General features: G+C 59.2%; 21 protein-coding genes. 15 read left to right on the top strand and 6 right to left on the bottom strand.

The genetic code is table 11. The annotated features are described in order from the left end of the window. Positions 1–420: 420 nt before the first annotated feature. Positions 421–1,641, top strand: coding sequence for a serine/threonine transporter SstT (gene sstT, locus Q668_RS11020; protein WP_022989662.1), 1,221 nt, complete (start codon positions 421–423; stop codon positions 1,639–1,641). 7 nt (positions 1,642–1,648) lie between these two features. Beyond that, positions 1,649–2,161 carry a shikimate kinase gene (locus Q668_RS11015; RefSeq protein ID WP_022989661.1) on the top strand — a complete coding sequence of 171 codons (513 nt, stop codon included), beginning with the start codon at positions 1,649–1,651 and terminating at the stop codon, positions 2,159–2,161. Here the strand turns inward: Q668_RS11015 and Q668_RS11010 are convergent. From Q668_RS11010 to Q668_RS11000, 3 genes are all read right to left on the bottom strand, one after another. Then, entirely contained in the window at positions 2,130–3,770 is a 1,641-nt protein-coding gene (locus tag Q668_RS11010; RefSeq protein ID WP_022989660.1) for a PAS domain-containing sensor histidine kinase, read from the bottom strand. The two genes, Q668_RS11015 and Q668_RS11010, sit on opposite strands and share 32 nt — an antisense overlap. Next, positions 3,763–4,446 (bottom strand): response regulator transcription factor, encoded by a 684-nt coding sequence (locus Q668_RS11005; protein WP_022989659.1) that lies wholly within the window; start codon positions 4,444–4,446, stop codon positions 3,763–3,765. The genes Q668_RS11010 and Q668_RS11005 overlap by 8 nt, the downstream gene beginning before the upstream one ends. Positions 4,447–4,529: 83 nt before the next feature. Further along, positions 4,530–6,692 (bottom strand): DNA topoisomerase 3, encoded by a 2,163-nt coding sequence (locus tag Q668_RS11000; protein ID WP_022989658.1) that lies wholly within the window; start codon positions 6,690–6,692, stop codon positions 4,530–4,532. 126 nt (positions 6,693–6,818) lie between these two features. On the opposite strand from Q668_RS11000, the gene Q668_RS10995 reads away from it, so the two are divergent. After that, positions 6,819–7,175, top strand: a complete 357-nt coding sequence (locus tag Q668_RS10995; protein ID WP_022989657.1) for a BolA family protein — start codon at positions 6,819–6,821, stop codon at positions 7,173–7,175. After that, entirely contained in the window at positions 7,172–7,795 is a 624-nt protein-coding gene (locus Q668_RS10990; RefSeq protein WP_022989656.1) for an L-threonylcarbamoyladenylate synthase, read from the top strand. The genes Q668_RS10995 and Q668_RS10990 overlap by 4 nt, the downstream gene beginning before the upstream one ends. A 21-nt stretch (positions 7,796–7,816) precedes the next feature. Here Q668_RS10990 and Q668_RS10985 read toward each other — a convergent pair whose 3' ends face one another. Beyond that, positions 7,817–8,464 (bottom strand): MBL fold metallo-hydrolase, encoded by a 648-nt coding sequence (locus tag Q668_RS10985; protein WP_022989655.1) that lies wholly within the window; start codon positions 8,462–8,464, stop codon positions 7,817–7,819. 59 nt (positions 8,465–8,523) lie between these two features. Here Q668_RS10985 and Q668_RS10980 point away from each other — a divergent pair, with 59 nt between their 5' ends. From Q668_RS10980 to Q668_RS10965, 4 genes are read left to right on the top strand one after another with little or no spacing between them, the layout of a single operon-like run. Next, entirely contained in the window at positions 8,524–9,306 is a 783-nt protein-coding gene (locus Q668_RS10980; protein ID WP_022989654.1) for a hypothetical protein, read from the top strand. Beyond that, entirely contained in the window at positions 9,299–12,241 is a 2,943-nt protein-coding gene (locus tag Q668_RS10975) for a hypothetical protein (protein ID WP_022989653.1), read from the top strand. Before Q668_RS10980 ends, Q668_RS10975 begins: the two co-directional genes overlap by 8 nt. Further along, on the top strand, positions 12,234–13,661 hold the full coding sequence (locus tag Q668_RS10970; protein ID WP_022989652.1) for a hypothetical protein: 1,428 nt from the start codon (positions 12,234–12,236) through the stop codon (positions 13,659–13,661). Before Q668_RS10975 ends, Q668_RS10970 begins: the two co-directional genes overlap by 8 nt. Next, entirely contained in the window at positions 13,654–14,286 is a 633-nt protein-coding gene (locus Q668_RS10965; RefSeq protein WP_022989651.1) for a condensin complex protein MksE, read from the top strand. The genes Q668_RS10970 and Q668_RS10965 overlap by 8 nt, the downstream gene beginning before the upstream one ends. Here Q668_RS10965 and Q668_RS10960 read toward each other — a convergent pair. Further along, the gene (locus Q668_RS10960) at positions 14,277–16,124 is read right to left on the bottom strand and encodes a sensor domain-containing diguanylate cyclase (RefSeq protein ID WP_022989650.1); all 1,848 of its coding nucleotides are present in this window, start codon (positions 16,122–16,124) and stop codon (positions 14,277–14,279) included. The two genes, Q668_RS10965 and Q668_RS10960, sit on opposite strands and share 10 nt — an antisense overlap. A 130-nt stretch (positions 16,125–16,254) precedes the next feature. On the opposite strand from Q668_RS10960, the gene Q668_RS10955 reads away from it, so the two are divergent. The 3 genes from Q668_RS10955 (at position 16,255) to Q668_RS10945 (ending at position 19,172) form a co-directional block, all read left to right on the top strand. Further along, positions 16,255–17,730 carry a DUF3360 family protein gene (locus Q668_RS10955; protein WP_022989649.1) on the top strand — a complete coding sequence of 492 codons (1,476 nt, stop codon included), beginning with the start codon at positions 16,255–16,257 and terminating at the stop codon, positions 17,728–17,730. 27 nt (positions 17,731–17,757) lie between these two features. Further along, on the top strand, positions 17,758–18,777 hold the full coding sequence (locus Q668_RS10950) for a hypothetical protein (RefSeq protein ID WP_022989648.1): 1,020 nt from the start codon (positions 17,758–17,760) through the stop codon (positions 18,775–18,777). 92 nt (positions 18,778–18,869) lie between these two features. Next, entirely contained in the window at positions 18,870–19,172 is a 303-nt protein-coding gene (locus tag Q668_RS10945) for a monooxygenase (protein ID WP_022989647.1), read from the top strand. A 15-nt stretch (positions 19,173–19,187) separates the two neighbouring features. Here the strand turns inward: Q668_RS10945 and Q668_RS10940 are convergent, their stop codons facing one another. Then, complete coding sequence (locus Q668_RS10940; RefSeq protein ID WP_022989646.1) at positions 19,188–19,862, bottom strand: spermidine synthase; 675 nt, start codon at positions 19,860–19,862, stop codon at positions 19,188–19,190. Positions 19,863–20,011: 149 nt separating this feature from the next. On the opposite strand from Q668_RS10940, the gene Q668_RS10935 reads away from it, so the two are divergent. The 4 genes from Q668_RS10935 to Q668_RS10920 all read left to right on the top strand — a co-directional run bounded on the left by Q668_RS10935 (position 20,012) and on the right by Q668_RS10920 (position 22,729). Then, a complete protein-coding gene (locus Q668_RS10935; protein WP_022989645.1) occupies positions 20,012–20,704 on the top strand; it encodes an SDR family oxidoreductase in 693 nt (230 codons plus the stop codon). Positions 20,705–20,729: 25 nt separating this feature from the next. Further along, positions 20,730–21,488 carry an SDR family oxidoreductase gene (locus tag Q668_RS10930; protein ID WP_036219771.1) on the top strand — a complete coding sequence of 253 codons (759 nt, stop codon included), beginning with the start codon at positions 20,730–20,732 and terminating at the stop codon, positions 21,486–21,488. 147 nt (positions 21,489–21,635) lie between these two features. Next, positions 21,636–22,040: an antitoxin Xre-like helix-turn-helix domain-containing protein gene (locus Q668_RS10925; protein ID WP_022989643.1), complete on the top strand. Its 405-nt coding sequence runs from the start codon at positions 21,636–21,638 to the stop codon at positions 22,038–22,040. Beyond that, positions 22,040–22,729: an RES family NAD+ phosphorylase gene (locus Q668_RS10920; RefSeq protein ID WP_022989642.1), complete on the top strand. Its 690-nt coding sequence runs from the start codon at positions 22,040–22,042 to the stop codon at positions 22,727–22,729. Before Q668_RS10925 ends, Q668_RS10920 begins: the two co-directional genes overlap by 1 nt. Positions 22,730–22,739 lie beyond the last annotated feature (10 nt).

Raw genomic sequence — 22,739 nt, 5'->3', positions numbered from 1 at the left:
TACTTTATTTCGAATTAGTAATTGGAGGGAGAGGTAATCGGTTTACGCGGCCCTGAAAAAGGTCCGCTTTGTGGTCGATTTGAATGTCCGCTTTGCGACCGATGGGTACGATTGGTTAGCTGGTTGATCTTCCATCCTGAGGATGATCGTAACCAGGAATTGTCGCCCGAAGGAGCTTTCAGAGCTTTGAATGACGGGACTGTAGTGAGATTTCGGCCTATTTACGCTGAACGTGTCAGATTGCGACCAATGTAAGGCGTCTGTATCATTGTCGGTCAAAATCTGCGCCGCTTGTTGTTAAAAGAAAAGCAGATCAGTAATGTTCTGATCTGCTTTTCTTTTTTTAATTCCGGGTGCGGAGTTCCCTGATATTTGCGGCGGTTTCAAGTATTCCGTCCTACCAAGCAACCGGAGCTTTTGATGTCTGGCCTGTACAAGCTTTTCCGCCCCCTTATTCAACTTGGCCTGATTCCGCAGATCACGCTAGGCATTATTGCCGGTGTCTTGCTGGCCGCGGTGTCGCCTGAAACGGCTAAATCCTTCTCGATTCTGGGCCAGCTGTTCATCTCCGCCCTTAAAGCCGTCGCACCCATCCTGGTGTTTGTGTTGGTTGCCGCAGCGATTGCCGCACACCAGAAAGGCCAGCCCACGCACATTCGCGGCGTCCTTGTGTTGTATGTGGTTGGCACCTTGATCGCAGCGCTGGTGGCGGTGGTGGCCAGCTTTGTTTTCCCCACCGAACTTACGCTGGATATGCCGGAGGTGAGCGGCAATCCGCCCGAGAGCATCATCCAGATCCTCCGGGACTTGTTGCTGAGCATGGTCGCCAACCCGGTTACCGCGCTGATGGAGGGCAACTTCATTGCCATTCTGGCCTGGGCGGTTGGCCTCGGGATGATGCTGCGCCACGCAAGTGATGCCACCGGCAAGGTACTGAATGACGTATCTGATGCGGTTTCAGGCATTGTTCATATTGTTATCCGCTTTGCGCCCCTTGGTATTCTGGGGCTGGTAGCTAACACCCTGGCAGAGGCCGGTATTGGCGCCTTACTGGAATACGGCCGGCTGCTGGGTGTTATTGTGGGTTGCATGCTGTTCGTGGCGCTGGTGACCAATCCGCTGATTGTGTTCCTGAAAACCCGCCAGAATCCGTTTCCCCTGGTATTTGCCTGCCTTCGGGGCAGCGCCATTACCGCATTCTTCACCCGTAGTTCCGCCGCCAACATTCCGGTAAACCTGGAGCTTTGTGAGCGCCTGGAGCTGGACCCGGACACCTACACCATCTCCATCCCTTTGGGTGCCACCATCAATATGGCTGGCGCTGCCATCACCATTTCTGTGATTACCCTGGCTGCAGCCAACACCCTGGGTATACCGGTTGATTTCGGTACCGCGTTGCTGCTTTGTGTGGTGTCTGCGCTGGCGGCCTGCGGGGTCTCCGGTGTGGCGGGTGGTTCGCTGCTGTTGATTCCGTTGGCCACCAGCCTGTTCGGTATCTCCACTGATATCGCCATGCAGGTGGTTGCCATCGGATTTGTGATCAGTGTGGTGCAGGATTCCACAGAAACGGCCCTGAACTCTTCTACGGATGTACTGTTTACCGCAGCCGCCTGCCGCGCGGCCGAGCGCAAAGAGGGGTAACAGGGCGATGTCTCGAAACCTGATTTTTATCGGCATGCCCGGAAGCGGAAAAAGTACCGTGGGCGTGCTGGCGGCAAAACGGCTTGGTATGGGTTTTGTGGATACCGATCTTCTGATACAGGAAGAGACGGGCCGCACTTTACAAGATATTGTCGACCAGGACGGTTACCAGGCCCTGCGCCATATTGAAGAGCAGGTGCTGCTGAAGCTGTCCGTGGAAAACCAGGTTATCAGCACCGGCGGTAGCGCTGTTTACAGTGATGCCGCCATGCGCCACCTGAAAGCCAATGGCACCGTGGTTTTTCTGGATATTCCGCTGGATGTGGTTATGCAGAGAATCGGTGACTACAGCCTGCGCGGAATTTCCCGCCGGCCGGACCAGTCCCTTTCCGAGTTGTTCGACGAGCGTTTTGCGCTCTATTCCCGCTATGCAGATATCACAGTGAAGGGCGAAGACCTTACCCAGGACCAGGTTTGTGAAGCGGTGGTCAAAGCATCGGATCCGAAATCGGGAACCTGAGGGTAAAGGTTGTGCCTTCATCGGGGAGGGAGTCTACCTTGATCTCGCCCCGGTGCTTCTCCACCACGGTTTTCACAAACGACAATCCCAGGCCGGCGCCCAGGGTGCCGGCCAGCTCGCTGCGCTTTTGCCGGTGGTAGCGGTCGAACAGGTAGGGCAGTTCATCGGTGTCGATGCCGCAGCCTTCGTCGGCGATGGCCAGGCAGGCCAGGTGGGCAGCGCGATACACGTGGATGCTCACGGTGGCGTCTTCCGGGCTGTACTGCACGGCGTTGGTCAGCAGGTTGATGACCGCCCGCTCCAGCAACTCCGCATTGCCTCGCATCCACAGGTCTTCGGTGCCGATCAGTTGCAGTGAAATGTTCTTGCGCTGGGCCTGCTCATACACGCTGTCCCGGGCGTTTTCGACAATGGCCAGCAGTTCGCACTCGTAGAAGCGCGGTTCGGTCAGCTGCTCGGCCCGGGCCAGTTGCACGAATTCTTCCGCCAGGTTGTAACTGCGCCTTGCCAGCATCCGCAGCTGGTCCAGGTGCAGTTCGTCTATGCTGGCCGGGTCCCGCTTCAACTGCTCAATCAGGGCCAGCTGAGAAACCAGCGGCGAGCGCACATCGTGTGAGATGAAGTCGATGGCCTCCCGGTGCTGCCGCTGTTGTTCCCGCAGTTCTGAAATGTCCGATATGTTGGCGATGATGCCGAACTGGCCGTGTTCGGGGAGCTCGAAAGGCGCAAAGTGAACAAGGAAGTCCTTGCCGTGTACAGTCAGGTCCAGTGTGCGGCTTTCTTTCAGGGTCAGGGTTTCGGAAATCACTTCGTGCCAGGGCGGCGTATCCTTCGGGTCGTGGCCTTCCAGCAGGCTGGTCAGGGGCATGCCGGTGATGCTGGGCATGGGCTCCCGGAACCAGTCTTCGATGTGCTGGTTGGCAAACCGGATAACCCCCAGTTCGTCGGTTACGATAATGCCGTCCGGCATGTGTTCGAAGCTGTTGCTGATAAAAGCCTGCATCTGGGCCAGGCGTTCGCTGGCCAGGATCACCTTGCGCAAGCGCGGCGAGTGGCCGAGCCCGGGGCTGAGGGGGCCGGTAGCGGGTTGCGAGTCCAGTTCCAGTTTGTGCAGGAAGTGCTGTATCACTTCCCGGCTGAGGTCGTTGCGCAGGGTGAGCCCGATGACGTAACTGGTTTCGCCCCGGGTCAGCCGGATCCAGCTTTGCTGCTGCTGGTGCTGCCACTCACCGGGTTCCGGCAGTGGCGGGGCCTCGGCAAGGCTCATGCCATGGTTTTCGAGTAAGTCGCCGTCTTCTGCCAGCAACCAGCCTTCCGGGCGCAGCAGGGCCCGGAAATGTTCCAGTAAGCGATGGGGCTGTCTTTTCGACGGTTCCGGCAGTGACAAGGTCTGCGTTCTGACCATTTTGTCGAGCTGCCGGTTCAGCAGCCGGTTGGTTACAGCCAGTTGCACCGCCGCGGCTACCGGCAAGGCGATCAGCGGTATCGCCAGCAGGTTGGTAGGTGAAAGCTGGAAGCCGAATACGAGCAGCGTCAGAACGTAGCTGCCAGCAAGCACCCCGAAGACCAGCAGGCCAAGGCCCCATGGTGAGAGCTTCCGATCAAGCAACGGCTTCGAGCCTGTAACCGCGCTGGTAGATGGTTTTGATGCGGAATCCGTTTTCAGGATTCAGCCCCAGCCGTCTTCTCAGTCGGCTCATGTGGGTATCGACCGTGCGGGTGTTGATGTCCTTGGTCAGCCCCCATACCCGTTCCAGCAACATTTCACGGGTGAGCAAGCGACCCTGGTTCTGGAACAGGAACAGGGTCAGGTCGAAGTCTTTGTCGGTCAGGCTTAGTGGCTCACCGTGCAGGCTGATGCTGCGCTGCTGGGTGTTCACTTCGAACGGGCCGTATACCAGAACCTCTTTCTCGCTGTCCGGGTTACTGCGGCGGGCCAGGGCATTGATGCGGGCCAGCAATTCGGCAGCCCGCGCCGGTTTGGCCAGGTAGTCGTCGGCGCCGGCATCCAGGGCGCGTACTATGTCTGATTCGCTGTCCCGCTGGGTCAGGAAAATGGCCGGGATAGGCCAGTTCAGGTGCGCCCGCACGTTCTCCAGAACGTCGATGCCGGTCATGTCCGGGATTTGCCAGTCGAGGATCATAAGGTCGTAACTGCGGTGCAGAACCGCGCCCAGAAAGGCCTGGCCGGTGGGAAAGCTGTCACAATGATGGCCTTTCTCGGAGACGATGGTCTGTATCCTCTGGGCCTGTTCGTGCTCATCTTCAAGAAGCGCAATGCGCATCAGGCGTTTCCTTCGTTAATAGGGCTATCTGCAATATCCGGCCATTATTCCAGAAATTCAATGTTCGATCAGCCCTGCAGGCGCTATTTCCTTGATGTAAGCGCCGGTTTTCCATTGTCGTCGTCCACCGTTTGCCGGCAGCCGGGAAAGTTGCTGCAACCCCAGAACCAGCCTTTCTTGCTGTGCCGGCGCACCAGGGGTGAAAAACAGTGCGGGCAGGGTACCGGTTTCTGGCTGGTGCCGTCTTTCGGCTGGCTGTCTTCCAGCGGCCGGGTGCCCTTGCAATCCGGGTAGCGGGTGCAGGCATAGAAACGCCCGAACTTGCCGTCCCGCTCGACCATCGGTGCCCGGCATTTGGGGCAGTGGATGGCTTCGTTGCCGGCAACGCTGTCGTCGTTGGCTGGCTTCGGGCGCCGGTTTATAAAGCCGGTGATTTCTTCCTTAAGGCTTGCCAGGAATTTCCGGGGATCATCTTCGCCCCGGCGGATGCCTTCAAGGGTCGCCTCCCAGACAGCGGTGCGATCCGGAGTGCGGATGGAATCCGGCAGGGCGGCAATCAGCGCTTTGCCTTTGTCTGTGGCCTTAATGTAGCGCTTTTCCCGGAACAGATAGTCCCGTTTGAACAGGGTGTCGATAATCGCTGCCCGGGTGGCCTCGGTGCCCAGGCCATCGGTTTCCCGCAGGGTTTTTCTGAGCTCCGGGTCCGCCACGAAACGGGCGATGTTGGTCATGGCCGACAGTAGCGTGGCATCGGTGAAATGCTGGGGCGGCTGGGTGTTCTTTTCTTTTATGCCGGCGTTGGTGCACAGCACCGGTTCGCTTCGCTCCAGTCTTGGCAGCGGTGGTTTTTCCGGTTCGCTGTTACCTTCCCGAAGTTTCAGTTCCAGTGCTTTCCAGCCTGGTGTGAGAATGGCGGTTTCGGTCGCCCGGAACCTGTGTTCCAGAACCTTGACCGTCAGCCTGCCTTCCCGGTGTACGGCATCTGCCGCAAACTGCATCAGGTAGTAGCGGCTGATCAACCCGTAAATTTTCTGCTCGGCCGCGGTCAGCTTGCCGTTGGCAGATGGCCGCACGGTAGGAATGATGGCGTGGTGCGCGTCTACCTGCTTGTCGTTCCAGGCCGCAGAGCGGCGGCTGGTATCCAGTTCGCCAAACTGCGCTTCCAGGTCAGGCGATACCCGGCCGATGGCGCGGATAACCTGCTCACGCTGGTCATAGTGGCCTTCGGGCAGGTATCGGCAGTCGGAACGGGGGTAGGTGATCAGATGGTGCCGCTCGTACAGGTTCTGGGCGGTATCCAGCACATCCTTTGCCCCCATACGGAACAGGCGGCCAGCTTCGATCTGCAGTGCGGAGAGTGATAACGGCAGTGGCGGCGCTTCGGGCCGGTCGCGGAACCGGGATTCCACAATGGTGCCGGGGCGGCCGTTCACCTCGCCGGCTATCTGGTCTGCGATTTCCCGGCTCAGCAGGCGGTTTTCTTCGTCCAGGTGATCCTGGAACTGTTCGCCTGGCAGCCATCGTGCGGTGAAGGGGCGCGGATCGGCCTCCTCTTCGCGGGCCCGGAACTCGCCTTCAATGCGAAACCAGGGCTTTGGCTGGAAGTTTTCGATGGTATTGTCCCGCTCCACCACCAGCCCCAGCACCGGGGTTTGTACGCGGCCAACGGAGTACACGCCCTGTTCGCCTTGTTGTTGGTAGGTCAGGGTATAAAAGCGGGTCAGGTTGATGCCATACAGCCAATCCGCCCGCTGGCGGGCCAGCGCCGAGTGCGACAGCCGGCGGAATTCCCGGTTGTCTTTGGGGGCCTGGATGGCCCGGGCGACGGCGTTGGGGGTCAGGTCGTTGATCAGTATCCGTTGCACCGGGGCCTTGGTGCCCACATAACGGAGTACTTCATCCACCAGCAGCTGGCCCTCACGGTCCGGGTCGCCGGCGTGGGTAATGGTGTCGGCCTGGCGGATCAGGGATTCCAGTACCTTGAGCTGCTGGCGCACGCTGTCTTTCGGGGACAGCTGCCATGGCTCCGGAATCATGGGCAGGTCTTCCAACCGCCACTTTTTCCAGGCCGGGTTATAGCGGGCCGGTTCGGCCGGTTCCAGCAAGTGGCCGATGCACCAGCTCACTGTGGCGGCGTCTTTGCCCTGGCCGCAACGAATCCAGCCCTGACCTTTCTGGTGCGGGCCGGGCAGGGCGGCAGCAATGGCTCTTGCCAGGCTGGGTTTTTCGGCTATGTAAAGATGCATGGGGTCTTGGCGTTGCTGGATCGGTTCGGGAATGTGGCCCTTTGCCGGATTGCTGTCAAGGTTTCGGGGGTAAGGGCCAATGTGTAGTAGACTGACCACTCAGGGAATTGCGGGAGTTAAACGAAGATGAAAGTACAGAGTGCCATTGAAACCAAACTGGCAGATGCCTTTGAAGCCAGGTTGCTTCAGGTAGAGAACGAGAGCCACATGCACTCGGTGCCGCCGAATTCGGAAACCCACTTCAAGGTGACCCTGGTTTCACCGGATTTTGCCGGCCAGATGAAGGTTCGGCGGCACCAGGCGATCTACAAGGTACTGGCAGACGAACTGGCAGGCTCGGTGCACGCGTTGTCGCTGCACCTGTTTACGCCGGAAGAATGGCAGGCCAGTGGTCAGGCTACGCCGGATTCGCCGAATTGCATGGGTGGCTCGAAGGGTGATGCCTCCATGGCGGCCAAACTGGAACAGGGAGCAGGTTCATGAGTCAGTTTTTCCAGATTCACCCGGAAAATCCGCAGAAGCGGCTGATCAATCAGGCCGTGGAAATTCTGCGCAAGGGTGGCGTGATTGTGTATCCCACCGATTCCGGCTACGCACTGGGTTGCCATCTTGGCGACAAGCAGGCGGCCGATACCATCAAGCGTATCCGCAAGCTGGATGACAAGCACAACTTCACCCTGGTGTGCCGGGATTTGTCTGATATCGGCGTCTACGCCAAGGTCGACAACACCCAGTACCGGTTGCTGAAGACGTTCACTCCGGGGCCCTACACCTTCATCCTGGATGCCACCAGCGAAGTGCCTCGCCGCTTACTACACGCCAAGCGCCGTACCATTGGTGTGCGGGTGCCGGATAACGAGATTGTACGTGCGTTGCTGGGTGAGCTGGGCGAGCCGATCATGAGCAGCACCCTGATTTTGCCGGGGGAAAGCGAGCCGATGACCGACCCCTACGAAATCCGGGATACCCTGGAACACGAACTGGATTTGATCATCGACGGCGGCTTCTGCGGAATGGAAGCCACCACGGTGGTGAACTTCACCGGCGACGCTCCGGAAGTTACCCGGGTTGGCAAAGGTGATCCGGCGCCGTTTCAGGTCTAGGGCTGTTGGTTGCCGGGGCAGTCAGCCCCGGTGGTCAGACACAAAGGGATTGGTGGCTTTTTCGTGCCCGAAGGTAGACATGGGCCCGTGGCCACAGATGAAGGCCACATCATCGCCCAGCGGGAACAGTTTTTCCCGGATGGAATGAATCAGGGTGTTGTAGTCGCCCTTCGGGAAATCCGTTCGGCCAATGGAGCCGTTGAACAACACATCGCCCACCTGGGCCAGCTTTGAGGCGCGATGGAAGAACACCACATGGCCCGGTGTGTGGCCAGGTGTGTGCAGCACTTCCAGGGTTTCATTGCCCACCGTTACCGTGTCTCCGTCTTCCAGCCAGCGGTTGGGCGTGAACACTTCCGGTGCCGGAAACCCGAACATCTGCGCCTGCATGGCCAGGCCCTGAATCCAGAAATTATCTTCTTTGTGCGGTCCTTCAATCGGCAGCCCGGCGGATTTGGACAACTCCGCGGTACCACCGGCGTGGTCGATGTGGGCGTGGGTGAGCAGGATCTTCTCCAGGGTAACGCCTTCTTCCTGGGCCGCTGCCAGAATGCGATCCAGATCTCCGCCCGGGTCCACGACTGCTGCTTTGTTGGTTTCGGTACACCAGAGCAGGGTGCAGTTCTGTTCAAAGGGGGTGACGGGAATCACACGGTACTTCAGGGACATAATCTGCCTCGGGTTGTAAACTTTCCGGCAAGTTTACCAAGGCGGCAAGGGGCGAGCCATTGAACGACTACCTCAAGAGAATCCTTAAGGGCCAGGCGATCAACTACGAGGCCTTTCTTAAAAAGCTGCCGGAGGCACTGCGTCAGCGGCACCGGGAGCTTTTTTCGACCGAGAAAGCGGGGCCGAACCGCTGGCGGGTAACCGTTCTGGATGAAGCTGTATTCGAAACGCTTCGGGAACAGGCCGCAACTCCGGTGAGCAGGGTGGATGCAGCCAGGAAAGGAGATTCCCACCGCCATGGCACCGAGGTGAGTTTCCTGCTGGTTTACCATCACGCTCTGACAGGCAACCGGCCGGATTCAGTGGTGATTACCGGGGATTCGGTGGATATCGGCTTCAGGCCAGCGCCCCGGGTGCTGGTGGTGGAGAATGAGCGAAATTTCTATCACTACCGGCAGATGCTGGCCTTTGCCGGGGAGTGTCTGGGCCGGCCGGTGGATCTCACAAATTGCGATGTCGTGCTCGGTGGCGGAAACCGGATTACCCGCGCGGCGGATCTGGACTGGCTGAAACGGTACGATGAGGTGCTTTGCGCCTTCGATTACGATGCCGGCGGCCTGCAGATGTTTTCATCGGTGCAGGCCGCATTGGGCGACAAGGCCTGTTTTCTCCAGCCCGCTGAGTGGAAACCCTGGCTTGGCTGTTTCCGCAAACCCCCGGACGCCACCGAAAGGTTTACAAAGGCCATCATGCTGGCGGAAGATCTGGGGTTTGTGTCGCTGGCGCAGGCCTTCCGGGCCACCAGCAAATTCATGGAGCAGGAGATGATTCTGGATGAGTGATTCACAGGCGAGCGCGAGCACCTTTAACTTCGGCATTCGCCGCCTGGTGCTGGTGGATTCCGCTGGCTTCTGTTACGTGGAAATTCCGGTGGACAACCACGGCCTGATTCTGGGGCCGGGCAACCTGGGCAAGTCCAGCCTTTTGAACAGCCTGCGCCTGTTCCTGTTGCCGGAAAACAACTTCAAGAACAGCCGCAAGAAATTCGCGTTCCGCAACGCCAGCGCCGGCAGTTTCTACACCAACGAAGAAAGCTACCAGCACTATTTCCCCAGTCAGTTCAGTTTCCTGATCATGGAAGCGGAAAACCCGGCGGGCACACACTGCCAGGTTCTGTACCGGGACAACGCCAGCCAGCTCAGCTATGGCCGGGCTTTTGTGCCGGTGAGTTACGACCGGCTACGGCCGCTGTTCTGGAACGGTGATGATGAGGACGGCATCGGCCAGGCGGTGCCGGAGCTGTCATTCAGCCGGTTGTCGGAAGCCCTCAAGAGGCTCTCCAAAGACACGAAACTGGTCAGCGACCCTGCCAAACTCAAGTCCATGCTCTACAGCAGCGAGCTGATGAATGCCGATGCCGTGCGCTATTCCGTACTGCCCCTGGGCGAATCCGACGAGCGCCGGGTGCAATCCCTGCGCACCCTGATTCTGCTGCTGTTCGAAATGAAGGCTGACGACCAGGCCATGGCCAATGCGGTGGCGAGTATCATCGAGGCGGATAAGAAATTTGCCGACGACGCCTTTGATTTCAACATCGACGATTTCCTGAACCGCCACGACCAGCTCAAACAGCAGCAAAGCCAGCTCAATCGAATCGAAAAGGAGCGCCCCCGCTTTGAAAAGCTGAATCGCGACTACCAGGCCTATCAAACGTTATTGCGCAGTCAGCACGATTTTGCCGCATTCCGGGATGGCGTGGCGAATGCGCTGCAAGACATTGGTGCCAAACGCCGGGTAGCGCTGGAGGCGTATAACGAACAGAACGAAACCCTGCGCCATGTGCTGCAAACCCTGAAAAAGCTGGAACAGGAAGAAAGCGGACTGAAAGGCGAGATCCGCTCCGCTGACCGGCGAATCAAGCAGGCGGAACAGAACCAGAAAGACGGCGAGCTGCTGGTTGCCCAATACGGCGAGATGACCCTGCAGGAAATTGCGGACATCCAGAAGGAAGAGCTCGAAGGCAAGCGGGGCCACCTGGCCGCCCTGAAAAGTGCTGCCCAGGCCGAGATTCGCCTGGAACAGATCCAGCGCAAGAAGCTGGAGCTGGAACGCCAGCTGGAAAGCCTGAAAGACCGGGAAAGCAAACAGCAGTGGCAGTTGCAGAACCAGCTGGACGAAGCCACTGCCGCGCCGCTGCGGGCAGTCGACCCCCGCCTGATGATGGCCAGCCCCGGCCAGGACCTGGATGCTGACAGCAAGGCCACCATTGAAGCCTTCGCCCGATTGTTCGCGCCCAACGACCATGGCTTTGACTGGTTCGACACCGAATACCAGAGCCAACAGGCCTGGCATACCAATTTCGCCGAGCAGCGCCACCATGTTGAGGGCGAGCTGAACGGCCTTGAGAAAGAACGCTCAGAGCTGGCAGACACCACCAACCAGGAACACGACCGGCCCAAGCTGATTGAACGCACGGAAAAAGAAATCCGGGCCATCGAAAAAGACCTGGAAACCCTGCAGCGATACCCGGTGGCAGCCACCACCCTGCGGGACGCTACAGAAGAAAAGCAGGCCGCCGAAGAGCAGCTCGCCAAACTGGACGAGCAGGCCCGGCTGGAGCAGGAAAAGCAGGATGCACTGCAGCAGAAAGCCGCCAGGGCCCGGGCCGAGAAAGACCGCATTGAGGAACGGGAGCGGGAACTGGCGGCCCTGAGCAAAAGCGTGGGAACTGTGGAACACCGTTTCCCGCACCTGAAAGCAGTGCGGGCAGAACAACCGTTGGATATCGAGCGGGTGTCTGCCGCCGCTTTCGATGACCTGCAAAGCCAACTGGACGACCTGGAAGAGCGCCGCCGCAATATCCTCGACCACCTGCGCCAGTTTGTGTACCTGGGTATCCACGAGGACAGCGACGGCGAACTGCAGAAAGACAGCCCGACATCCTCGGTTATTCGGGAAACCTTCAAGAGCCTGTCGGACTTGTTCGCCGGCATGGCCGAGCGCTGGAGCGTGCTGGAACAGCAGGTTGGCATTCACAACGAAACCGTGGCCAGTTACCGACAGGCCCTGAAATCCAACCACGAACACATTGCGCGGTTCGAGGCCCAGCTGAACCGTGAGCTGGATGGGGTGCGCATCAACGACCTGGTGGAAATCCGGGTGGATATCCACACTGATCCGAAATTCCGCAACCTGGTGGAAGAAGCCAACAACATCGATCCGTATGGCAACCAGCTGCAGTCCGACGCCTTCTACGACCGCTTGCGGGTGTTTGTGGCGGACTTTTTTGGGGAGCAGGGCGGCAGCAAGCGCCTGACCATGGACAAGGTGATCACCGGTATTTCCTACCGCACTCGCAAGGAAAACGCCGCCAACCTGGACAAGAAAGGCCAGTCCACCTCCACCACGGCATTGATCAACCTGGAACTGGTGTACCGGCTGCTCAAACGGGTGCTGTACCCGGGTGTGCAGCTGTCCTTCCCCATGGTGCTGGACGAGCTGGCCAGTGTGGACATCAGCCAGATGCCGTCGTTGCTGGAACGGCTTCGCAAACAGGGCTTCAACCTGTTCTCCGCCGCCACCCACAGCGCCAGTGCCGAAGTGATCTACCTGATTGGCCGGCACCTGGAAGTGGGGCAGATGCGCACCGCGCGGCCTTACAGCAAGGAACGCACACTGGTGTTCTGGGGTGGCGCGGAAGGCTTTACCGGCGGTGAATCCCTGAGCCACTGGGCAGACCACACCCAGAACAGCCTGCTGGAGCCTGCGGATGAGTAAACGCTTCAGCACCCTGGACACCACCCGGCTGCTGTTCGAGCACCCGAAAATCCTGTTCCGGATGATCGAGCGCATGGACCGGAACGAAGCCCGGTACATCCGCGAAAGCGACCTGGTGGCCGAGGTGATGGATTATACCCGCAGCCTCGGCAAGGCGGACCGGGAACGGGTGCGGCTGGCCATGAACACCGACAACCTGTTCCGCAGTGGCCTGATCATCGACATTATCAAAGCCGATGGCGAGCGCCGGCTGGTGTTCCAGGATGCGCTGATCAACTTGATGCGGGCCTGCAACGCCTCTCTCTATCAGGAATTAACCGACGCTCGCCTGCGGGGCCACCTGGTGACCCTGCGGGATGTACGCAACCGCCTGGAAACCAGCAGCTTCAGCGAAGCCGATCCGGATTACACGGAACTGCGGGACGACCTGAATGAGAGGGTCAGCCAGCTCATCGGCCTGCTGCGCCAGAACGTGCTGCGCATGCAGACCATCAGTGCCCAGCTGGCGGATCTGTCCGGCGACGCCAGCCGGGCGCCGGAGAAGTACCTGGAGTTCCGCCAGAATCTGTTTGAGCAGATCGTCACCCTGTACGAGCGCCACATCAAGCCCACGCTGGTGTTCCTGAACCCGGACACCCGCCTGCCGGACGGCAGCAACCTGTTCGAAACCCTGGAAGCCATGGTGCGCCTGCTGGAGAGCCATGACGACCACAGTCTGGCGGACCAGTTGTTCCGTTCCTCCCTCAGCCTGAATGCGCTGTATAAACCCATTCAGGCGGTCGCCCAGGAGGTGGAACACTTCCTGCGCAAAACTCGCCGGGGCATGGCCCAGTACAACGCCATGGAGCATTTCTACGGCAAGCTGCGGGAGCTGAAAGACGACACCGAAACCCTGAGCCTGCGCCGCAAATGGCTGGAAGGCGGCGATTTTGCCCGCAGCACAGGTTTTCTGGTGGGGTTGCGGGCGCAGCAGCGGCCGAAACATTACGCCTTTGGCCAGTCCTCCAGTTACTACCAGTTGTTGTTCAGCGAACTGGACCTGCGCCTGAGCGACCTGCGCCGTAAAGCGGAGGTGCCAGTTCTTCAGGAAGTGGACGGCAGCGGCCGCCACAGTCGCATCGACGTTCAGCGCATCAACCAGCTGTATCAGTGGCTGGAAAGCCTGGAGTTGCGGCCTACGGCGGACCTGGTTCGGGAACTGCACGGCCGGCTGGATGGTTTTATTCCCGGCTATCGCTTTCCGGACCTGCTGGCGGCGTTGAACCGGCTAGTCAATTCACCGCCCGAGGGCATGCAGGTAACGACCACCAACCGTTTCCGAACCCTGGAACAGGCGCCCGACAGCGGGCAGTTTGTTTACCGAAAACGCCGCCTCGAAACCACTACGACTCACACCGAACAAGAGCCAGACCATGCCTGATTTCGCGGAAACCCGGGATGCAGAAAACAACCTGAACGAACCACAAGCCAGTAGCTTCGACCAGATCCTGCCGGCCCACAGTGCCGCCATCTACCGGGAATTCCAGGCGGGCCGCGTGATCGTGCGGGATGTCTGGGATGCCAACCGTTCCGAGCTGCGGGCCAATCCGCTCTACAACCTGCTATACAATCATCTTTCGCATTTCCGCACTTTCTACGAGCACCTGGGCAGCGAACTGGTGTTTAACGAAAGCGGCTCGTTCTTCTTCCTGAAAGAAAGCAGTGACGATGAAAGCGAAGAGCACGATGAGAACGCCTTCCGGGTGCAGGTGGTGCTGTTACTGATTGGCCGTTACTTTGCCCGTAGCGGACGGGACCTGGATTACCTGGGCCGGCCGGAAGCCGGCCTGAACGAGCAGGACCTGGCCAACCTTGCGGCCGATGAGGATTACCAGGACATTCTGCGGGCAGCTCGATTCGAGAAGGGCCTCAGCGAAGCGCTGGATTACCTGGAAAAACGTAACCTGGTGTTCCGCTCCGGGGCTGGCCGGTATTTCCTGAGCTCAGCTGGTATGTACTTCCTTGACCAGCTGGTTCAGGAGTACGAGCAGGGCGGTCAGGCGTAGGCCAGGTTGTTCCGGCCACCGGCTTTTACCCGGTACATAGCAGAGTCGGCTTCCCTCATGAGATCTTCGGCGGTCATGCCGTTATCCGGATACAGGGCAATGCCGACGGAAGCGCCAATACCGATCGTGTGGCCCTGAATCTGGAATACCTCATTCAGGGTTGCAATCATTTTTTCTGCAATGTGCCGGGCACCGTCGTCGCCGTTAAGGGGCCCGGTAATCACCACAAATTCGTCTCCGCCAGTCCGGCCCACGATATCGCCACTACGCATGCAGTGTTTCAGGCGCTTGGCCACTACTCGTAGCAGTTCGTCACCCACCGGGTGGCCATGGGTGTCGTTGACCGGCTTGAACTTGTCCAGGTCCAGGAACATCAGGGCAAAGTGGCCATTGGAACGACGGGCATGCTCTATGGCTTGTTGCAGGTAATTCTCCAGGGCCGCACGATTGGGCAGGCCGGTGAGTTGGTCGTAGTGTGCCAGCCGGGCCATCTGTTTTTCGTTTTTCACCCGCTCGCTGATATCGCTGAAGGTCAGAATGTACTGGCTTATCTGGCCCTGATTGTTTCGCACCGCAGACACCGTCAGCAGGTTGGGGAACACCTCACCCTTGGGGTTCCTGAGCCAGATTTCTCCCTGCCAGGCACCCTCGGCGATGAGCTGGCGGTGCAAGCGTTCGCCGACGGGATCCCGGTCCTGGTTGCCTGCATCAAGAAACTCCATCATGTTGCGCCCGGACAGCTCCCGTGCTGTTGTCTGGGCCCTGTCCAGAAAAGCCGGATTGGCCCGGACAATGGTGAAATCCGTCTTGCAGATGGCTATGGCTTCCTGGGTGTGTTCGAACACCTGGTGGGCCAATCGCAGTTCTTCGGTGGATCTGGCGATCTCGGATGTCTGGGACACCAGTGCATGCATCAGAGGTTGCAGGGAGCGCCACACCACCAGCCCGGCCACCAAGGAAAGCAACGCAATGATGGCGATGCTGATGATGATATCGTTTGTGACTTGAGCGTATACCTCAGAGACCTGGGAATTCATGTGAACTTCCCAGTTGTAATCGCCCAAGGGTCTCATGAACGCCAGTATCGAGGCACCGTCCGGGTCGGTCAGTCTGAAGGTGCGGGGCTGTTTGTCGCCCGTCAGGTGCTCCCTGACGGTCAGGCACTCGCTGGCAGGGAAGATCTCGGGCATCTGAGTGATGGGGTCCAGCTCCACCCGGCGGGTGCGCGCGTCATCGAGAATGCAGATGTTTGACCAGGTGGTGGTCAGTAGCGCTCCCTGAAGCGGAGAGAGATCGAACAGCAGCAGGTCTGTGCCCACCCGTTCGCCATCATGCATGATGGCGCCGGAGGCGTGCAGCAGTGGTTTGCTGGTTTCGCCATTGGCAAGGCGATATCCCCGGAAGTCCAGGCCGCCTGGCAGGGTTATCTTGCCGGGCAATGACGCCGCCAGGGGGCCGACACGGACCAGTTCCTCACCCGATGCGTCGTAGCGTATCAGTGCCGCCAGGTTGTCGATGATGTTGGCGGCGTCTTCCAGCCTGGGCCGGGAGAAGGTCCTGGCGACGCCAACCGCCAGGTTGCCGTTTACATATTCACTCATCACCCGGGCCAGCTCGGATCGGCTGGCGGTCTGGCGGGCCAGGTCCTGGTGTTGGTCCAGGACGGCCTGGATGTTCTGGGTTTTGGCGTCGGCAACGTTGCCGGCCGAGCGGGAGGCCTGGGAATGCAGCTGGTTGATCAGCGGGGTGGCGACAATCGCAGCAATCACAATGCCGGTGAGCACCACTGCGATGATGGCCGTGGTGATTACACGGCGCTTTTGTTCAAGTATATCCATCGTTTGTGGTCACACCCTCCGGTCGCACAGCTCTATCTTAACTCCAGCCTTAGCCAAAGAGCCAATGGTTAGTGTGCTTCTGTCTCTCTAGTATCCGCGCCTTAATAAAAATTCCAAATCGCGAGTGGTTATGACGGACAACAACGCTAACAACAGCTATTTATCTGATCGAAAACCCCGGTCGCACTTTGCAACGCGTCGGGAATACCTGGAGCATGAACTGCAGGTGATGGCGCCGAGGCGGTGGAGGCCAAACCTGCCGTTCCGTGATTACCGCTTCGAATGGGAAGACCTGGTGCCCGCCATGGCCGCGACCATCGGCAAAGTGGTGATGGTGGCTGCGATTGTGGCAGCTTTCGCCGGCCCGCTGGGGCTTTCGAAAGAATTCGTAACTGAAAACGTGCGCTTCGAAATGATCATCGCAGCGCTGTTGTTTGTCATCCTGATCTCCGGTTTTCTGAACCCCACCAGTAACCTGGCCGGTACCCACGGCCCGCTGATTCCCATGATTCCGTTGATTGTCGCCTCTGGCGGACATCCCATGGCGCTGGGGATCATGATCGGTGTGCTGGGTTTTATTCTGGGTATTACCCGGGGCGGCAGCCTGTTGGCCCGGCTAACCAGCAATGGCGTGTGTGGTGGATTGCTGCTGTATCTCGGGTTTATCGGGGTAACCAGCCAGATCGGACGGCTGTTCACCTGGGCAGAAGGGTTCGATAAGGGCTACATCGCCTTTGTGGTGGTACTGCTGACCATCGTGATGTACGCCTGGCTGGAGCATGTAAAAATGCGTTGGCTGGCGATCCCGCTGGGCTCGTTGATAGCCGGTGTGGTGGCCTTTGCGCTGGGTGCGCCGTTCGAGTTTGTGACCGAACCGGGCATTCCCAATATGAACCCGGCCTATTGGTGGGGCGAAACCACCGGCTGGCAGCTCGGCCTGCCGGATATCTACAGTTTTATGGCAGTGGCTCCGTTTGCGGTGCTGGCGGTTGCCATGTGGTCACCGGATTTTCTGGGGCACCAGGTATTTCAGAAGCTGAACTACCCGCCGAAAACCGAACGTGTGGTGATGGACATTGACGACACCATGGTGTCGGCTTCTGCACGGCAGGTAGTGGGCACGGCACTGGGTGGCGGCAATATTGCCTCTTCCTGGGGCACGTACATTGTGCCTGCCGCCATTGCCAAGCGCCCCATCGCTGCCGGTGCGGTGCTGACGGGTGTGCTTTGCCTTGTGACGGCAGTTTGGGGCTACCCCATGGACCTGGCAGTCTGGCCGCCGGTGCTTAGCGTGGCTTTGATGGTGGGGGTGTTCCTGCCACTGCTGGAGGCGGGCATGCAGATGACCCGCAAGGGCAAGACCACCGAGTCTGCAGCCATCGTGATTTTTTCGTCTGCCCTGGTGAACCCGGTATTTGGCTGGTCGCTGACCGTACTGCTGGATAACCTTGGGCTGATCGGCTGTAAGGAACGCGGTAAGGAACTGGGCCATATCGGCCGTTGGATCATCCCGGGTATTGTCTTTGTTATCCTGTGCGTGGTTATGCTGGCCATCGGAATGTTCCCGGGCATCGAGCCTATGGTGGACGCTTTCCGTGTAGACTGAGGTTTTTCGCAGTAGCAGGAGTGGCGAATGCCGGAGCCCGTGCTGTTCAGAACCCCTCGCCGCCGGAGCTGGCCCTGGCTGGCGGTGATAGCGCTCGTGGTTGCCGTGTTGGTGGCGCTTCGGCTGCAGCCACAGCCGGTTGAAGAACGACTGGTGCGCCTGCATTCCCAGGAAGTGTTCGGGGCAGATTCGCAGGTACTTGTAGAACCACTGCCGGTGCAGGCCACACTGCTGGATTATCGGAGTGATCGCCTGCTGCTGTTAAAGGCGCAGGCGGCCTTGCAGGTTTATCCTGAACACACCGGCCAATTACTGGAACTGTTCGGTGAAGAACCGGAGTTCCAGGAAGCCCTGAAAACCCACGGCGAATACCTGATTCCGCCGGTTATCCATTTCTACCGCAACCCGGTCAGTTCCATCGAGATGCTGAACCGGGTAGCCGGAACCCGACAAACCCTCACTCCCGAGCAGCGGGCCTGGTACGCAGTGAACTTTGCCAACAAGGAAGGGCAGGATTTCACCGGCCAGTTTGTGGTGGCGCCGGATGGCAGCATTGAATGGATCTGGACCGAACGTATTACCGAAGGCGTTACCCGGTTTTTCACCAGCGGCATTCGCACCCTGGAGTCCCGGTACCGAACCGACCAGCCCATCCGTGCCAGTGATCTTGGCTGGGCAGCGGTGGATGCCGTAGTGATCGGCAGCGCGGTAAAATTCCTCAAAGCCGGTCGGGCTGCGGCCACCACCGCCCGGGCAACCACCGTAACCGCACGCTCAGCTGCCTATGGCTCCCGTTTGGCCAGGGCGGGGCAGATGGCATCAACCATGATCGGCTATGCCAAGTGGCCGGCCGTGGCGGCACTTGCCTACGTAGCCGTGCGCCATCCGGTATTACTGAACGACCTGTTTGCCGGGGCCGCAAAAGTCCTCGGTGTGCCACCGTGGATGATACAGGTGCCCGGCTGGTTCCTGATCCTGTTACCCTTGTTGCTGATACTGCGATGGGTGGCCCGGGTGTGCCTCTGGTTCATCCCCGCCCGCCGATAACCAACCGGGGTCAACCAACCGGGGTCAGACCCCCAATACATTTGCTGCGGCGAAATGTACCGGGGGTCTGACCCCGTCATGGAGATTCTGAGATGAAAACATTGTTGCAGGTGGATTTTCCCTTTGATGGCCCGTTCGGGCAGGAGATGGCCGATGCCATGAAAGAGCTGGCGGAATCCATTGCCAAAGAACCCGGGTTTATCTGGAAGATCTGGACCGAGAATGCGGAAACCAGGGAGGCTGGCGGTATTTATCTGTTCGAAGGTGGTGCCAGCGCCAGGAAGTACCTGGACATGCATACGGCCCGCCTTAAAGGTTTCGGAGTGCCGGTGGTGAATGCCAAGGTGTTTCAGGTGAATGATGCGTTGTCGGCGATTGATCACGGCCCGGTCTGACCGGGCCGTTTAAGCCTACCAGGCCAGCCAGATGGTGTGCCTTGCGCCTTTGCCCGGGCGCAGGGCTCGTACCACTACCGCTTCTACCGAGAAACCGGCCCGGCGCAGCCTTTCTGTAAAGGCCTGCTCAGGGCCTGCGGACCAGTAGGCCAGAACGCCGTCCGGGCTCAGGGATTTCTGGGCGGCCGCGATGCCTTCCGGCGAGTAAATCCAGTTATTTTCCTTGCGGGTCAGGCCTTCCGGGCCGTTGTCCACATCCAGCAGGATGGCGTCCCAGTTGCCATTACCCTCCCTGAGTAGTTCTGCCACATCGCCAAGGTGTACCCTGGCTCGAGCATCGTTCAGCGGGTAGCCCGCGGCGGCGCCCAAGGGCCCGCGATTCCATGCTTCAACCTCCGGAACCAGTTCGGCCACCGTCACCTGGGCGCTGTCGCCCAGAGAGGATAACGCTGCCGCCAAAGTGAACCCCATACCCAGCCCGCCAATCAGCACCCGGGGCTCGGGCAGGTGTGCGATACGTTCACAGGCAAGGGTCGCCAGGGCGTCTTCCGAGCCGTGCAGCCGGCTGTTCATCAGCTCGCCGGGCGCACCGGCAATCTTGATCGAGAATTCGTCATTGCGTTGCAGCAATCGCAAACGGGTTCCGTTGCCGGGAATGGTTGCGGTGCCAATTTCATCAAAGCGGGCCATGAAGGGTTCCGGGTGGCGGGATCAGGCCGCATTCTAACCCGACGCTACCGTTGTTTTCAGCCAAAACCCCCTTGAAGAATAGCTGTTAGACTGCAGTTATTATCAAATAACCGTATTTTTTAAAGCCCAGAGTATAGGAGAGCGCACTTATGACAGATCAACCGGTCATGCTGATAACCGGAGCTTCATCGGGCATTGGTGCCGAAACGGCACGAGCTGCTGCCCGGCAGGGGTATCGCCTGGTACTGGCGGCGCGCTCCGAGGACAAACTGAAGGGGTTGCAGCAAGAGCTCGGCGGCAGCGATAAGGTGTTGACCGTTCAGTGCGATGTACAGAACGGCGAAGACCAGAAAAGCATGGTGGAGCAGGCTCTGAAGGCCTTCGGCCGCATTGATGCGGTGTTTGCCAATGCCGGCCGGGGTGGTGAGCCAGGCGGGTTCAGCGGCGCTGATCCGGACGTCTGGAAGGATATGATTCTGACCAATGTCCTGGGTGTAGGCCTGACTATTCAACATTGCCTGCCGGCCCTGCGTGATGGCAAGGGCCATCTGCTGTTAACCGGCTCGGCGGCAGGTCGCGTCACCATTCCCGGCTCCATGTACAGCGCCACCAAGTGGGCGGTCTCCGCCATTGGTTATGGTGTGCGTGAGGAGCTTCGTGGTTCCGGCATCCGCGTAACCCTGATTGAACCGGGTATGGTGGATACGCCGTTCTTTGACGAACGCCCGGCCCACGCGCTGAAGCCCGAAGATATCGCCAATGCGGTGATGTATGCGGTCGCCCAGCCTGCACATGTCGATGTGAACGAAATCCTGGTGCGGCCAACGCCGGCCGTGGAGTGAAGGTCAGGAACTGTTGGAGCTAAACGTGAAATCAGCGCAAAGCGTGGCCCTGGTAACAGGCGGGGCAAAGGGTATTGGTCGGGGCATTGTGCTGCACCTGGCCTCCGCCGGTTGGAAGGTGGTCTTTTGTGATACCGACCGAATGGCAGGCGAGCAACTGGCGGCCAGTTCAGAGCATGACATCCTGTTTGTCCAGGGCGATGTGGCGAGCGAGCCGGATGTTCAGCGCATAATCTCGCAAACGGTGAACTGGGCGGGCGGCCTGAATGCAGTCATCAATAATGCCGGCATTGCTGATCCCCATACCGGGCCGGTAGAAGAGCTGAGCCTTGAACAGTGGCAGCGCCGCCTGAACGTGAACCTGACCGGGCCGTTTCTGGTGACCAAACACGCGGTTCCGCACCTTCGGAAAGCTCAAGGTGCCATCGTTAATATGGCATCTACCCGGGCGCTTCAGTCGGAGCCGGAGTCCGAGGCCTACGCGGCAACCAAGGGTGGCCTGGTTGCGCTGACCCACGCACTGGCGGTAAGCCTTGGCCCGGATATTCGTGCGAACTGCATCAGCCCCGGCTGGATTGATACCCGTGGCTGGCAGGGGACCACTGAAAAACCGGAGCCACTGTCAGCGTCAGATCACCAGCAACATCCCGCAGGCCGCGTGGGCACCCCGGAGGATATTGCCGCCATGGTTGCCTACCTGATCTCGCCGGAGGCGTCATTTATCACAGGGCAGAATTTTGTGGTGGATGGCGGCATGACCCGGAAAATGATCTACGAAGAGTAGTCGGTTACGGCCAGAATTGAACGCCAGGCCGCAGCAGGCTTACTGTACGCGGAATTCTCCCGGGATTCCCGTTTTAGACTTATTGTAAATATGAGTCTAGAATGGGAATATCAGGCGTGAAGCCGAATTGGTTACAGGAGGCCGGCCATGAGTGCACTGGCAGAGAAAAAGTCTCCCGCTGAAGCCCGAAAAATGGGTATCAGCGGCCTTAAGGCGGCGTTCAATATTCTTGAGAAATGGGGATGCAATGCCGACCAGATGCAGGCCATTCTCCGCCTGCCCAAAGCCACCTTCTATAAATACCGGAATGATCCGGACAGTGCCCGCCTGGACCGAGACCAGCTTACCCGGATCAGTTACCTGCTGAATATGCACCAGGCCCTGCGCATTGTGTTCGAGAACCCGGACAACGTGTACGGCTTCATGCGCAAGCGTAATCACAATCCGTATTTCCATGGCCGGGCTCCGCTGGAGGTGATCGAAAGCGGTGATTTCGCGGCCTTGTACGAAACCTTCCGGCGCATTGATTCGCTGCGGGGCGGCCTTTGGTAATGGTGCCGCAGTTACCCGCCATCACCCTGCCAAAAACCAAGGGCTTTCGCCTGATCAACACCCGGCTGCCACCCATCGACATTTTTAACGATGTAGCGGATGCGGACGAGTTTCAGGACTTGTTCGACCTGCAGGCACTGACCAACCCCAGGCTCCGGCAGGAAGTCGGCAGCCTGAATTACATCGACCTGAACGAAATCCCCTGGGGTATTCCTGGTTGCCACTATGCCGCAGCCCCCTTTACCCACGTTGCACCGGAGGGAAGCCGGTTCAGCACCGGTGATTTCGGTATGCTGTACATCGCCGACACCATTGAGACCGCGCTTTCGGAGGTGCAGTACCATCAGGGTCGGTACCTGGCCAACATTGAAGGCCTGAAGTTCGATCGGTTGATATTTCGGGGGCTGGCCTGCACCTTTGCTGGCGAAGATATTCACGACGCAACGGTGTTGCCGGAATCCAGCGACATTTATCACCCTGAGGATTATTCCGCCGCCCGCGCACTCGGTGCCCAGCTTCGTTCAGCCGGTTCCGAAGGGATCCAGTACTGGTCAGTAAGAAACCCGGGAGCCACCTGTTGGGGGCTGTTTACGCCCAGGCGGGTGCGGTCGATTGTTCAAACGGCGCATTATGAGTTTATTGTGCGGGACGGGCAGATTGTGGACCGGAAAAAGGTGGTTGGGATTTGATTGTGGCGCA

Origin of the sequence: Marinobacter sp. ES-1 (genome assembly GCF_000475255.1) — a bacterium.
Lineage (GTDB): Bacteria > Pseudomonadota > Gammaproteobacteria > Pseudomonadales > Oleiphilaceae > Marinobacter > Marinobacter vinifirmus.
This window is presented reverse-complemented; position numbering and strand designations above follow the sequence as displayed.

What these genes read in the sequence shown, in the direction of transcription:
- sstT (WP_022989662.1), top strand. Translation starts at nt 421, where the DNA reads ATGTCTGGCCTGTACAAGCTTTTCCGCCCCCTTATTCAACTTGGCCTG.
- Q668_RS11015 (WP_022989661.1), top strand. Translation starts at nt 1,649, where the DNA reads ATGTCTCGAAACCTGATTTTTATCGGCATGCCCGGAAGCGGAAAAAGT.
- Q668_RS11005 (WP_022989659.1), bottom strand. Translation starts at nt 4,446, where the DNA reads ATGCGCATTGCGCTTCTTGAAGATGAGCACGAACAGGCCCAGAGGATA.
- Q668_RS11000 (WP_022989658.1), bottom strand. Translation starts at nt 6,692, where the DNA reads ATGCATCTTTACATAGCCGAAAAACCCAGCCTGGCAAGAGCCATTGCT.
- Q668_RS10995 (WP_022989657.1), top strand. Translation starts at nt 6,819, where the DNA reads ATGAAAGTACAGAGTGCCATTGAAACCAAACTGGCAGATGCCTTTGAA.
- Q668_RS10990 (WP_022989656.1), top strand. Translation starts at nt 7,172, where the DNA reads ATGAGTCAGTTTTTCCAGATTCACCCGGAAAATCCGCAGAAGCGGCTG.
- Q668_RS10985 (WP_022989655.1), bottom strand. Translation starts at nt 8,464, where the DNA reads ATGTCCCTGAAGTACCGTGTGATTCCCGTCACCCCCTTTGAACAGAAC.
- Q668_RS10975 (WP_022989653.1), top strand. Translation starts at nt 9,299, where the DNA reads ATGAGTGATTCACAGGCGAGCGCGAGCACCTTTAACTTCGGCATTCGC.
- Q668_RS10970 (WP_022989652.1), top strand. Translation starts at nt 12,234, where the DNA reads ATGAGTAAACGCTTCAGCACCCTGGACACCACCCGGCTGCTGTTCGAG.
- Q668_RS10965 (WP_022989651.1), top strand. Translation starts at nt 13,654, where the DNA reads ATGCCTGATTTCGCGGAAACCCGGGATGCAGAAAACAACCTGAACGAA.
- Q668_RS10960 (WP_022989650.1), bottom strand. Translation starts at nt 16,124, where the DNA reads ATGGATATACTTGAACAAAAGCGCCGTGTAATCACCACGGCCATCATC.
- Q668_RS10955 (WP_022989649.1), top strand. Translation starts at nt 16,255, where the DNA reads ATGACGGACAACAACGCTAACAACAGCTATTTATCTGATCGAAAACCC.
- Q668_RS10950 (WP_022989648.1), top strand. Translation starts at nt 17,758, where the DNA reads ATGCCGGAGCCCGTGCTGTTCAGAACCCCTCGCCGCCGGAGCTGGCCC.
- Q668_RS10945 (WP_022989647.1), top strand. Translation starts at nt 18,870, where the DNA reads ATGAAAACATTGTTGCAGGTGGATTTTCCCTTTGATGGCCCGTTCGGG.
- Q668_RS10940 (WP_022989646.1), bottom strand. Translation starts at nt 19,862, where the DNA reads ATGGCCCGCTTTGATGAAATTGGCACCGCAACCATTCCCGGCAACGGA.
- Q668_RS10935 (WP_022989645.1), top strand. Translation starts at nt 20,012, where the DNA reads ATGACAGATCAACCGGTCATGCTGATAACCGGAGCTTCATCGGGCATT.
- Q668_RS10925 (WP_022989643.1), top strand. Translation starts at nt 21,636, where the DNA reads ATGAGTGCACTGGCAGAGAAAAAGTCTCCCGCTGAAGCCCGAAAAATG.
- Q668_RS10920 (WP_022989642.1), top strand. Translation starts at nt 22,040, where the DNA reads ATGGTGCCGCAGTTACCCGCCATCACCCTGCCAAAAACCAAGGGCTTT.